We start from the raw sequence: 12313 nt of genomic DNA on the forward strand, positions 1-12313 counted from the left end.
AGGAGTGCATGAAAGAAATGCCTAAGTACACCGACGTATTAGACCTGATCAAGCAGCGCAAACCGCAGCATGCTCTTCCTGGCGCTGCTTATTCTGATGCCGATCTGTATCGCCAGGATCTGGAGCAGATTTGGCATCGGGAGTGGATTTTTGCGGGGCACACTTTTGAGCTAGAGAAGCCAGGCCAATACCTGACCTTGCAGATCGGTGATTACCCGGTAGTCGTAGTACGCGGAAAAGACGGTAACGTCCGGGCGTTCCACAACGCTTGTCGTCATCGTGGCTCGAAAGTCTGCACCGAGGAAAAAGGCAAGGTCGCGAAACTGGTCTGCCCCTACCACAAGTGGACGTTCGAACTCGACGGCAAGCTTCTCTACGCCGGCAACATGGGCCCGGACTTCAACGCAGCCGACCATGGACTTATACCAGCGCATTGTGAAGTGGTGCACAGCTACATTTATGTCTGCGTCGCCAAGGTCGCACCGGATTTCGAGAAGTTTCGCAGCGCCGTTTCGCCGTTCATCGGCCCGCACAATCTGGAAGACTGCAAAGTTGCTTTCGAAGCTCACCTGGTCGAGAAAGGTAATTGGAAACTCGTCTTCGAGAATAATCGCGAGTGCTATCACTGTGACGGGACCCACCCTGAATTGCTGAAGTCGTTTGTAGAAAACGTATCCGTCCAGGGCATCGGCGGTGACGAAGATCCGGAGCTTGCCGCCCATTGGAGCACCTGCGAGGCAGCGGGTTTGGCCAGCCGGATCAATATGGATCCGGCAGGTCAATATCGAATGACCCGGATTCCGCTCAGTGATGGCGCCAGCAGCTACACCATGGACGGCAAACCCGCCGTCAGCGGGCGCCTGGATCGTAGTGGCGTCGAGAATATCGGTGCGCTGCTCTACTTCAATTACCCATCGACCTGGAATCACTTTCTTGGCGACCACGCACTGAGCTTCCGCGTACTGCCTCAAGGTCCGGGCCAGACCGTCGTAACCACCCGCTGGTTGGTGCACAAGGATGCACAGGAAGGGGTGGACTACGATATCGAGCGCCTGACCAAGGTCTGGATGGCGACCAACGACCAGGACCGACGCCTGGTGGAGGGCGCGCAGGTCGGCGTCACCTCGCCCGCTTATCAACCGGGCCCGTACTCACCGCTGGTAGAGAATGGCGTCAACCAGTTTGTCGACTGGTACTGCGAGGTCATGACCCGTCGCCTGACGGAAGCGGCTTCAAGAATTCGATAAGAAGCGCACACCGACCCAAACCGTCCATTTGATTTAAATGCTTCTATCCATAAATAAGAACATGGCATCGGACGCCCCATGAGGTGATCAATGCCATACAGGGTGCGCTTAAGCCAGGGATGACTAAAAGTTCAAGGCAGAACTATGACGCACCGCAATGACTCACGTTCGGCATTCGAACGGACTGCCAATATGCGCTTGCCCGTCTGCTGTAATAGCGACTGAGACAAGTTAAATATTTGGTCATAAAGATAAGAAGAGGGTCGTATGAGCCATGACGATGAAATTCTTTCGGTAAAAAACATTTTCAAGGTCTTTGGTTCTAATCCAGACATCGCCATGAAGATGTTGCGCAATGGCGCCGACAAGAACGAGATTTTTGATAAAACCGGCCATGTGGTCGGTGTATTTGACGCAAGTTTCTCGGTCAAGCGAGGCGAAATTTTCGTGATCATGGGGCTGTCAGGTTCTGGCAAATCGACCATGGTGCGCCTGTTCAATCGCTTGATCGAACCCACCTCGGGAAGCATTCACCTCAACGGCCGCGAAATTACCGGCCTCTCCGACAAAGCCCTGCTCGACGTACGGCGCAAGGAAATGGGCATGGTGTTCCAATCCTTTGCGCTGATGCCCCACATGAGCGTGCTGGAAAATACCGCCTTTGGCCTGGAAATCGCCGGCGTGCCAGAGAAAGAACGCCACCTGCGCGCCCGGGAAGCCTTGAGCCAGGTTGGCTTGGCGGGCCAGGAACACAGCTACCCTCATCAACTGTCTGGCGGAATGCAACAACGTGTCGGGCTGGCCAGAGCATTGGCCAACGACCCGACGATCCTGCTGATGGACGAGGCATTTTCGGCCCTCGACCCATTGATCCGCAGCGAGATGCAGGGCGAGCTGATCCGCCTGCAGGCTGAACAACAGCGCACCATCATCTTCATCTCCCACGACATCGAGGAAGCCATTCGCATCGGCCATCGCATCGCGATCATGGAGGGCGGCCGGGTCGTGCAGATCGGTACTCCGCAGGAGCTGATCAACCAGCCGGCGACGGACTATGTGCGCAACTTCTTCAAGGGCTTTGACAGTTCAAGGGTCCTGACCGCAGGGGATGTGGCTCAACTGGATCCGGAAATGATCTGCCGGGTGAACGGTAAAGCGCCCAGTTTCAAAGCCGGCACACCCTATGGCTACCTGATCGACGAGCAAGACCAATTGCTGGGTGTCGTCGATACCGATGGCCACGGCGGCGTAGCGCAGGACCTGGCAGGTCAACGCCACAGCCTGCATGAGCAACGCCCCGTATACCTCGATACACCGCTGCATGACGTACTGGATATCGCCGCGACGCTGCCTTATCCAGTGCCGGTGCTTGACCGCGCAGGCGCCCTCAAGGGGACGCTTTCCAAGAGTCAGCTACTTCAAACCCTGAGTCGCCATTAAGTGTCGGTGCAAATAGAAAAGAGGTAGCCACCATGTCGGATTTCAGTTTTTTAGACCCCTTCCAAACGGCGATCATCCCGTTGGGCGAATGGGTGCAAAACGCGCTCAACTATCTCGTCCACAACTTCCGGGACGTGTTCAGGGCGGTGCGCTGGCCAATCGATCAAGTGCTCAACGGCATTGAGTTCATCCTGCAAAGCATCCCGCCGACTATCGGGATCCTGCTGTCGTCGCTCTTGGGTTGGCAACTGGCAGGCAAACGCATGGCGCTGCTTTGCCTGGTGACCTTGACCCTGCTCGGCATGATCGGGGTGTGGTCCGAGTCCATGACCACGCTGTCCCTCGTCCTCACCTCGGTGTTCTTCTGTGCGTTGTTCGGGGTGCCGTTGGGCATTCTCAGCGCCAGGAACGACCACCTGGAACGGGCCATAAGACCGGCCCTGGACGCCATGCAAACGCTACCAGCCTTCGTCTATCTGGTACCGGTGGTGATGTTGTTCGGCATCGGCAACGTCCCCGGTGTTCTGGTAACCATCGTCTTTGCCCTTCCGCCACTGGTGCGCCTGACCAACCTGGGTATCCGCCAAGTACCGGAAGACAAGATCGAGGCGGCCCGCGCTTTCGGCTGCACGCCTCGGCAGATGCTCATGCGCGTGCAACTGCCACTGGCCACGTCAACCATCATGGCGGGCCTGAACCAAACCCTGATGCTCTCCCTGTCGATGGTGGTCATCGCTTCGATGATCTCCGTCGGCGGACTGGGGCAGATGGTCCTGCGTGGTATCGGCCGCTTGGACATGGGCTTGGCCACCGTAGGGGGAGTCGGACTGGTATTGCTCGCCATCTTCCTCGATCGCCTCACACAGGCCATGGGCGAACGCAGCAAGGCCGACCCAAGTTTGCGCTGGTACCACACCGGCCCGGTCGGGCTGGTCATGCGCCTCTTCGGCTCACGCCAGCCTTCAGCGCGGCGCAAGACCGCTTGACACTTCGAACTTAGAACTGCCGCACTCAACTAAAAAAACGAAGAAAGGTATGTGAAATGCGCGAATTGAAACTCTCCCGCAACATCCGGCGGTGCCTCTCGGCTGTCGCCCTGACCGTCTTGTCATTCCATGCCATGGCCTCGGCAGAGAAGCCCGGCGATGGTGTCTCGGTAACACCGATCTTTCCTTCCATCGCCGAAGAGCGCTTTCGGGGTGAAATCGCCATGGAGGGTCTGCGTGAACTTGGCTACAAGATCAAGGAGCCGAAGGAAACCGAGTACTCCGTCATGTTGGTGGCCTTGGGCAGCGGCGACGCGGATTTCACCGTGCACTTGTGGGACAAGCTCCACGACACCTTCTACCAGAAAGCGGGCGGTGACGAGGACATGATCAAGGCAGGCGATATCATGCCTGGGGTATTGCAGGGCTATCTGATCGATAAAAAGACGGCCGACGCCTACAACATCAAATACCTGACGGACCTCAAGAAGCCAGAGATCGCGAAGCTGTTCGATGTCGACGGTGACGGAAAAGCGGACCTGACCGGCTGCAACCCCGGCTGGGGCTGTGAGCTGACCATCGACCATCACCTCAAGGCCTATGGTCTCGAGAAAACGGTCAGCCATAATCGTGGTTCCTATTTCGCACTGATGGCCGACACCATCACCCGCTACAAACAGGGTCAGCCGATCCTCTATTACACCTGGGTGCCTCAATGGATCGCCGGCGTGTTGGTCGAGGGTAAAGACGTGGTATGGCTCGAAGTGCCGTACACCGACCTGCCAGGCGGCAACAACAAAGTCGACACCTCCTACAAAGGCAAGAATCTCGGTTTCGCCGTAGACAAGATAGAAGCGGTACTCAACCGGGACTTTGCCAACAAGAATCCAGCGGCCCTGAAGTTTCTTTCGCAAATGCAGATCAGCACTGACGACGAAAGTGCGCAGAACCTGAGAATGCAAAAAGGTGAGAACAAGCCAGCGGATATCACCCGGCATGCCAAGGAGTGGATTGCCGCTCACCGTCAGCAATTCGACGCCTGGCTCCAGGCTTCACGGGATGCCGCCCAAGCCAGCAAGTAACGGCCCTCCCCCTTCGCAGGCGCGCTTGTCGCCTGGCCACCAAACCTGGCCTTGAATGACGCGCTGTGTCCGATGGTTATCCAGCCATCGACAAAGCAGCTCCTCGTGGCTGGGTGAAGTGGCGGTGTATCCCGGCACGTTGACTGCGATATCCACGATGGTTTTGAACCGCTACTCGACTATCACTCGCTCGAGCAGCCCCTTCTGTAATGAATCAGGATGGGATTTATGACGACTTCACCTTTTTCAATTCCCGCCAGCGCTCGCCGCATCGATCCAGCCCGGCAACGCGCAGCTGCGCTGAAAGCCGACGGCTCCGTCGACGACAACGATCGCGTCGAGATAGGCCCTACACCGCTGGCTTTCGCGGAGTGGGCCCAATTGGGCTTGCAAGCACCTCATCTACCGACCATGCGCCAATACCGACTGCAGCGGATCGTCGACCAATTGGTAGCGCGAGACCTGGGCGGCATCCTGCTGTTTGACCCGTTGAATATCCGCTATGCCACCGACACCACGAACATGCAATTGTGGACGACCCATAATCCCGCGCGAGCGTGTTTCGTCGCGGCCAGCGGCCACGTAGTGCTGTGGGATTTCCATGGCTGTGATCACCTCTCCGCCCACTTGCCGTTGATTACCGAGTTACGCAGTGGCGCGTCGTTCTTTTACTTCGAGACCGGTGAACACACCGATCGCCATGCCAGGCATTTCGCAGGCCAGATCGACGAGCTGCTGCGTCAACACGCCGGAGCCAACCGACGCTTGGCGGTAGACCGGATTGAAGTGGCAGGCGTGCGCGCGTTGGATGCACTCGCGGTGGAGATTTGCAGCGGCCAGGAAGTGACCGAGTTTGCGCGGATGATCAAAGGCCCCGATGAAATCAAGGCGATGCGCTGCGCAGTGGCTTCATGCGAAGCGTCCATCACCGAGATGCATCAGGCACTGCGGGCAGGCGCAACGGAAAACGATGTCTGGGCCGCCCTGCACGCCGGCAACATCCGCCGGGGCGGTGAGTGGATCGAAACGCGAATACTCAGTTCCGGCCCACGCACCAACCCGTGGTTCCAGGAGTCCGGCCCACGGGTATTGAACGATGGCGACTTGTTGTCGTTCGACACGGACCTGATCGGCACCTACGGTATGTGCGTGGACATGTCCCGCAGTTGGATCTGTGGGGGGCTGGAGCCAACAGCCGAACAGAAGCGCCTCTATCGAATCGCCCATGACCATATCATCCATAACACCGAGTTGATCAAGCCAGGTGTACGCTTTACCGAGCTGACCGCCAAGGCACACCGGTTGCCCGAACCCTGCCGGGCTCAGCGCTATGGCGTGCTTTACCACGGTGTAGGGCTGTGTGATGAGTACCCCAGCATTCGCTATCCGGAAGACTTGGACTCCTACGGATACGAAGGTGAGTTGCAGCCAGGCATGGCCCTTTGTGTCGAGGCGTATGTGGGTGAAGTGGGTGGGCAGGACGGGATCAAATTGGAGAACCAACTGTTGGTCACGGGAACCGGTTATGAACTGCTCACCCACTACCCCTTCGACGAAAGTTTTCTGCTGGATACGAAGCCCAACTCATGAGCCAATCGATCGAGGCCCGCAAAGCATCGAGCATAGGGTTCCTCCTGCTTGATAGCTTCTCCCTGACTTGCTTCACGCAATGCCTGGACGTGCTGATGACCGCTAACTTCATCCAGCCTGGCTCGATAAAAGTCCATACCTTCAGTCGCAACGATTGCGAAGTCATCAGCGACCTGGCAATACCCATCAGACCCGATACGCCCCTGACCGATATCAGAATCGCGGCATTGGATCTGATGGTTGTCTGCGGCGGGCTACGCACGCCCAGAGTAGTCCCTGAAGGGCTGATAAAACTGCTGAACAAACTCGCAAGCATGCCCATTGCGCTCGGTGGGTTATGGAATGGCGCCTGGTACCTGGGCAAAGCCGGACTGCTCGATGGCTACCGATGCGCCATCCATGCAGAACAACGCATTGCCTTATCGGAGTTTTCACCTAACACGACGGTGACCTTGGACACCGTGGTGTTCGATCGTGACCGACTCACAGCGTCCAACCCCGCTGGCGCCTTTCAAGTCATGATGAAATGGCTTTACGCCGCTCTCGACCACAAAGTCGCAGACGCCGTGTTCGATCTATTGGATTATGACCAGTCTCGGCTCCGGACCTCGGTCAAGGTCCAAGGTCGTAACGTGAGCGCACCGCTGCAAGAAATAATCAAGCTGATGGAGTGCAACCTTGAAGAGCCGTTAGGCCTGGATTTGCTCGCAGAATGCGTTCGACTTTCCAAGCGCCAGATCCAACGCCTGTTTCGAGAGCAAATCAACACATCCCCACAGCGCTACTATCTGGAGCTGCGACTTAGAGAAGCGCGTCGCCTGATACAAAATTCCAAACTGTCAGTCACTGATGTGGCCATTGCCTGCGGTTTCGTCTCGACCCCTCATTTCAGCAAATGCTATAGCACTTTCTTCAACTGCCCCCCGTCGAAAGAAAATCGCTACGAGATATAGCATTGGCCGACAGATTATTCGGCTGTGCCGACGGACGTTCGTATGACTACGGGCGGCCGCGACCCAGCCTGCCTGAACGTTGGCAATGAGTGGCGATGAGTGACCAGTCCGCAGCCGCGACCCCTATAGGTCCGGCGTCAACTTATAACGCAGGGTCATGTATTGCTGTTAATAAATGTTAGTTGTTGCGCCAGGGTTTGCCCCCGTAATCTGCATACAAACCAAAACCGCAACTATTTTAATAACAGGGCACTGTATGAACTTTGATGGCGTGTGGACTCCCGTTGTAACTCCCTTTAATACTTCGGGCGCCGTGGACTTCAGGTCGCTGGAAAACATCATTGACTCACTTATCGAACAAGGTGTGCATGGCCTGATCGTCGGTGGTACGACGGGCGAATACTATGCCTTGTCCCATGATGAACGATTGGCGCTGTTCGATTTCATCGCCGACTATGCCAAATCGCGTATTCCCTTGATGGCGGGCATCAATGCCACTACCACCCAGGAAAGCCTCACGCTGGGCCTGCATGCAAAAAAAGTGGGCTTCAATGCCATTCTTCTTGCCGCTCCCTACTACTGCCAACCGACCCAACAAGAACTGCTGGTCCATGCCTTGAGCGTCGATGACGCGCTCGACATGCCCATCATGCTCTACAACTTTCCGGCGCGTACCGGGACCGAAATGTCCTGGGAATTCATCAACGGACTCAAGGGCCGTCCCAACTTCCAGGCGATCAAGGAAAGCACCGGCTCAATTGAACGCATGCACGGCCTGCTCAACGAACACACCGATCAGTTGCAAGTGAGCTGCGGCATGGACGACCAGGTGCTGGAATTTTTCACCTGGGGCGCCCGCAGCTGGGTCGCTGGCGCATCCAACTTCCTTGCGCCGGAACATGTCGCACTGTACCAGGCGTGTGTCGTGGAAAAGGACATGATCAAAGGTCGTGAACTGGCGACCCGTTTGTTGCCGATGCTCAACCTGCTCGAACAAGGCGGCAAGTTCTGCCAGTACATCAAACACGGCTGCGAATTGGCCGGCCAGCCGGTGGGTGTGACCCGTCTGCCTTTGCAACCGCTCAGCGAAGCAGAGAAAAGCGCATTCAAGACTGTCTATGAACAGCTGACGGCTCATCGCGCCTGACACATACGGCGGAGGCGCTTGCCATGCAGCTTCAGTGTAATTTTCTACCTCAAAACGATGGCCAACCCGGTTGGTACGAAACGCTGCCACCACCGGCACCCAGCACCCCGCTCAAAGGCGCCGTCAGGGCCGACTGGGCGGTTCTCGGTGCCGGCCTGGCGGGGTTGGCTGCCGCCCGGAGACTGGCCGAACTCTTACCCGAGGCGTCGATTGCATTGATCGACGCCAAGCGGGTAGGTTTCGGTGCGGCCGGACGCAACTCCGGCTTCATGGTGGACTTGCCCCATGACCTGACGTCCCACAGCTACACCTCCGACCGTACCGCCGACCAGCGCATCATTCGGTTGAGTCGTGGCGGCATCGATTTCATGCGCCAGATCGTCCAGCGCGAAGGCATCGAGTGCGATTGGCGCGAGCAGGGCAAGTTGCATGGCGCCGTCAACCCACAAGGCATCGCCGCGCTTGAGTCCTTTGCCAAAGGGCTGAGCGGATTGGGGGAGCCCTACACGATGCTGGATGCCGCACGGATGAAAGCGATCACCGGTACCGACTTCTACAAATCGGGACTGCATGCCCCCGGTTGCGTACTCGTTCAACCCGCCGCGTTGTGCCGGGGCCTGGCGCAATCGTTGCCAGCGAACGTCACGTTGTATGAAGACAGCCCGGTATTGAACATTGAACTCGGCAAACCTCATGAGCTGACTACCGCCCAAGGCGTGCTTTCGGCGCCACGCATGGTGATGGCCAACAATGCCTACGCGGCACCGTTCGGTCAGCTTGGACTCAAGGGTCGGTTACTGCCCGTCTACACGTACGCCAGCCTGACCCGAGAGTTGACTGCCCAAGAGCAGGCCCGCCTGGGTGGGGAGCAAAGCTGGGGGCTCATTCCCGCCGACCCGCTGGGCACCACCGTGCGCAGGCTCGCCAATGGCCGGATTTGCATTCGCAACTCCTTCACCTACAACCCGCGCCTGGCAGCGAGTCCCCGTACGCTTGAGCGTGTACGCCGCGCTCACCGCCACTCCTTCGAGGCACGCTTTCCAATGTTGTCAGGCGTGCCGTTCGAATACACCTGGGGCGGCGCGCTGTGCATTTCGCGCAACTCCGGCTCTGTCTTTGGCGAGATCGCGCCGGACGTGTTCAGCGCCGTGTGCTGCAACGGCTTGGGCCTGACCCGCAGCACCGTGGCGGGCAAACTGATCGCCGAATACGCCGTGGGAATGGGCAGTGAACTGCTGGACATCATGCTCGATCAACCTGACCCCTGCTGGAATCCCCCGGAACCGTTCCTGGGCTTGGGGCTGCGTTCTTCCATTGCTTGGAAGGAGTGGCAGGCAGGCGCGGAACTCTGAAGAACCCATCTCTCAGATCTCAAGAGGAGCGCCGCACCGTGCCCACTTCGCAGGGCCCTGCACCACGATCCGCCGGATTCCTTTTGTTGGATGGCTTTGGTTCATCTGCGGAGTATTTCGGTGTGATACCTCGTGATGAACGCACTTCGTCGAATAGCTATGGGTAACTCCAACGCCTCCCAGGACGGTCACCGTCTCCACGCAGACGGTGACTGGATTTTGTGATGGGGCCCGAATGCATCGAGCCTTCATCCACCAAGGGTTGGCCTTAGACGGCTTCGACAGCCTGCAAGTGGGCGTAGCTGGCGACAAAGCGACTGTATTTGTGTTGGCCACAGGTGTAGGGCGCATATTTGGCAGGGTTACTGAGGCTGATGCACGTTGGCACAGTCTCGACAGTCGCGTCGAAGTCCAAGTCGATGAAGAATGGAATGGAGTACCGTTCGACACCGCTGGTATTGATGACGCGGTGCATAGTCGAGGTGTAGCGGTCATTCGTCAGGGTTTGCACCAGATCACCGATGTTGACGATGAACGTATCTTCCACCGGTGGGGCGCTGACCCATTCACCCGCACGATTGCGCACTTGCAAGCCACCGACCTTGTCTTGGAAAAGGATCGTCAGAAAGCCATAGTCCGTATGCGCTCCGATCCCGATTTCCTTTTGTGAAATTTCGCCACTCTGCGGGGGATAGTGCAGCAAGCGCTGGATGGTGATCGGTTTGCGTTGCAGTTTTTCAAAGTAGTCCGCTGGCAGATCGAGGCTCAGTGCAATGGCGCTGATGAGCTTGCGCGCCAGGTCAAGCATTGCACGATGGTAGGCGTCACAGACATCCGAAAAATCCGTGAGCTCAACCGGCATCAGGTTTGCCCCGAAGAAAGGAGACACTTCGTCATAGTGGGCGCCATAGTCGAAGCATTCCTTGAAATCGCGGGTATTTTCCGGATCGACGTTTTCCGCGTACATGGGTATGTAGCCGCGAAGCGTGGGACCTGAATTGACCACGTTCAACTTATTCTTCTTATCAAAAGGCATGGCAAAGAAGCCTTTCGTCTGGGCATACATCGCGTCGATCAATGCGCGCGGCACTCCATGGTTTTTAATATAGAAAAAACCAACTTTCTCGCAAGTTTCTCCCATCTGGCGCGCAACTTTTCGCGGGTCGCTCCCATCGAGTAACGGTGCGACATCAATGAAGGGAATCTCTTCGAATGTCGTCTGCTTGCTTGTAAGTCTGGTATCGGTCATCTGAACCATCGGTCGATCCTCAACGAAAGCGCCGTGCTTTAATTATCCTGAAGTGAGTTGTAGCTCCTGGGACCAAGCATATTCACCTTGACCTTGTAAGCTGAACTCATTGTTCAGAACTGAATGGGCACGAACAAACCATTTTTCATTCAATACTCATGAGAAAAAATCAAGTATGAGAATACGACCGCGCCTGTATCTTTCGATGTCATACAGGCATGGCCTTTCATGGTTTGCTTAGATCAAATTTCGTCAATTATCATTCGGCCTGGCAGCTCCGGGCAGACAACTCCGCCATCAAGTCAAGCCATCGCTACTGCAATCTTTGCAAAGCCGTCGTGCGATGCTGTGACGCCTCGTATCTTTTTCCAAAAGTTCGACGGCTATTAGCTCTTCGATGCCGGCACCGGCTTCAACCTTTTCAATAAAATTCAGAATTGCCTTTTTCATGAACCAATGAGAGGTGCGATCCAACCTGGCCGACGCTGACTTCAGCCTGGCCCGCGTTTCTTCATCCAACTTGATGCCCTGCGTGGTCACCGCCATATTTCATCCTCTCAATCGCTACCCGAATTCATTCACTTTTTATAACGAAGCATTAATGCATCAAGCCCCACAGTGCCAAAAGTGGAACACCCATCGACTTCATCGCATGGACACAGGATGGGGGGTTGAAGACTAAACCTCCTGGTCCAGGACTCCACCAGCCCACGTCCTCCCGGTACCAGTCACCCGGTGACAGCACGAGATAGAACTCGGCAGGCGGGTGTTGGTGATAGGGGTAACAAGTCTCAGGCATCATGAGCGCCAACCCCAAGGTCAAGGTGGAACATTCAAATAGCCCTCCAGGTCCTGCGATCATCCCGTGGCGATGTCGCTCCACGAAAGCACTGTCTTGGCCAGCCTTGGCTTGACGGTTTATCCAGGTGACATGGGGCAAGAGCTTGCCTAGCGCATCCAGTATCGACACCAGAGACTCATTGGCTCTAGGTGCAGCATCAAGCGCCTCGGATAAATGGCGCTCCAGAAAGCCTGGTAACGCATTTGAAATTTCCGCAGTCTGCCTGATACTCCATTGGGCCGTATTTAGAGACACAATATGTGCTTGCGCCTTATCGCAACCGCTGCCCGACAGGACGTTCTGAAGCGAACGCCTGAGCAAGTCGCCGTTGCTGATGATGTCCCGATCCCACGATGGCTCTTCAGTGCTGTTTATCATCGTCTTCAGTCCCATTTCCCGAGCAGTGTATCGAACTCGTTCGATGTA

The 12313-nt window shown here is 56.6% G+C and carries 10 protein-coding genes and 1 pseudogene; 8 read left to right on the plus strand and 3 right to left on the minus strand.

What is annotated here, in order from left to right:
• Window positions 1-17: 17 nt before the first annotated feature.
• The 8 genes and pseudogenes from J9870_RS18785 (at window position 18) to J9870_RS18820 (ending at window position 9797) form a co-directional block, all read left to right on the plus strand.
• Window positions 18-1247, plus strand: coding sequence for an aromatic ring-hydroxylating dioxygenase subunit alpha (locus J9870_RS18785; protein ID WP_210645332.1), 1230 nt, complete (start codon window positions 18-20; stop codon window positions 1245-1247).
• Window positions 1248-1514: 267 nt separating this feature from the next.
• Window positions 1515-2687 (plus strand): glycine betaine/L-proline ABC transporter ATP-binding protein, encoded by a 1173-nt coding sequence (locus J9870_RS18790; protein ID WP_210639460.1) that lies wholly within the window; start codon window positions 1515-1517, stop codon window positions 2685-2687.
• A gap of 11 nt (window positions 2688-2698) precedes the next feature.
• Window positions 2699-3673, plus strand: a pseudogene (gene proW / locus J9870_RS18795) (glycine betaine/L-proline ABC transporter permease ProW); the annotation flags it as partial.
• Between the two features lie 56 nt (window positions 3674-3729).
• Window positions 3730-4755 carry a glycine betaine/L-proline ABC transporter substrate-binding protein ProX gene (proX, locus tag J9870_RS18800; RefSeq protein ID WP_210639461.1) on the plus strand — a complete coding sequence of 342 codons (1026 nt, stop codon included), beginning with the start codon at window positions 3730-3732 and terminating at the stop codon, window positions 4753-4755.
• Window positions 4756-4983: 228 nt separating this feature from the next.
• Entirely contained in the window at window positions 4984-6345 is a 1362-nt protein-coding gene (gene dddP / locus J9870_RS18805; protein WP_210639462.1) for a dimethylsulfonioproprionate lyase DddP, read from the plus strand.
• Window positions 6342-7298, plus strand: a complete 957-nt coding sequence (locus tag J9870_RS18810) for a helix-turn-helix domain-containing protein (RefSeq protein ID WP_210639463.1) — start codon at window positions 6342-6344, stop codon at window positions 7296-7298. The genes dddP and J9870_RS18810 overlap by 4 nt, the downstream gene beginning before the upstream one ends.
• 313 nt (window positions 7299-7611) lie before the next feature.
• Entirely contained in the window at window positions 7612-8445 is an 834-nt protein-coding gene (locus J9870_RS18815) for a dihydrodipicolinate synthase family protein (RefSeq protein ID WP_246883026.1), read from the plus strand.
• 23 nt (window positions 8446-8468) lie between these two features.
• Window positions 8469-9797 carry an FAD-binding oxidoreductase gene (locus tag J9870_RS18820; RefSeq protein ID WP_210639465.1) on the plus strand — a complete coding sequence of 443 codons (1329 nt, stop codon included), beginning with the start codon at window positions 8469-8471 and terminating at the stop codon, window positions 9795-9797.
• Window positions 9798-10065: 268 nt separating this feature from the next.
• Here J9870_RS18820 and J9870_RS18825 read toward each other — a convergent pair whose 3' ends face one another.
• From J9870_RS18825 to J9870_RS18835, 3 genes are all read right to left on the minus strand, one after another.
• Window positions 10066-11055 (minus strand): isopenicillin N synthase family oxygenase, encoded by a 990-nt coding sequence (locus tag J9870_RS18825; protein ID WP_210639466.1) that lies wholly within the window; start codon window positions 11053-11055, stop codon window positions 10066-10068.
• 288 nt (window positions 11056-11343) lie between these two features.
• On the minus strand, window positions 11344-11592 hold the full coding sequence (locus J9870_RS18830; RefSeq protein WP_210639467.1) for a transcriptional regulator: 249 nt from the start codon (window positions 11590-11592) through the stop codon (window positions 11344-11346).
• A gap of 52 nt (window positions 11593-11644) precedes the next feature.
• Complete coding sequence (locus J9870_RS18835; protein ID WP_210639468.1) at window positions 11645-12280, minus strand: dimethylsulfonioproprionate lyase family protein; 636 nt, start codon at window positions 12278-12280, stop codon at window positions 11645-11647.
• Between the last annotated feature and the right edge of the window lie 33 nt (window positions 12281-12313).

Origin of the sequence: Pseudomonas sp. Tri1 (genome assembly GCF_017968885.1) — a bacterium.
Taxonomy (GTDB): Bacteria; Pseudomonadota; Gammaproteobacteria; order Pseudomonadales; family Pseudomonadaceae; genus Aquipseudomonas.

Bases quoted from the DNA above. Each gene is read 5' to 3' on its own strand.
- proX (WP_210639461.1), top strand. From the start codon at position 3,730: ATGCGCGAATTGAAACTCTCCCGCAACATCCGGCGGTGCCTCTCGGCT.
- J9870_RS18825 (WP_210639466.1), bottom strand. From the start codon at position 11,055: ATGGTTCAGATGACCGATACCAGACTTACAAGCAAGCAGACGACATTC.
- J9870_RS18810 (WP_210639463.1), top strand. From the start codon at position 6,342: ATGAGCCAATCGATCGAGGCCCGCAAAGCATCGAGCATAGGGTTCCTC.
- J9870_RS18830 (WP_210639467.1), bottom strand. From the start codon at position 11,592: ATGGCGGTGACCACGCAGGGCATCAAGTTGGATGAAGAAACGCGGGCC.
- J9870_RS18820 (WP_210639465.1), top strand. From the start codon at position 8,469: ATGCAGCTTCAGTGTAATTTTCTACCTCAAAACGATGGCCAACCCGGT.
- J9870_RS18835 (WP_210639468.1), bottom strand. From the start codon at position 12,280: ATGGGACTGAAGACGATGATAAACAGCACTGAAGAGCCATCGTGGGAT.
- J9870_RS18790 (WP_210639460.1), top strand. From the start codon at position 1,515: ATGAGCCATGACGATGAAATTCTTTCGGTAAAAAACATTTTCAAGGTC.
- dddP (WP_210639462.1), top strand. From the start codon at position 4,984: ATGACGACTTCACCTTTTTCAATTCCCGCCAGCGCTCGCCGCATCGAT.
- J9870_RS18785 (WP_210645332.1), top strand. From the start codon at position 18: ATGCCTAAGTACACCGACGTATTAGACCTGATCAAGCAGCGCAAACCG.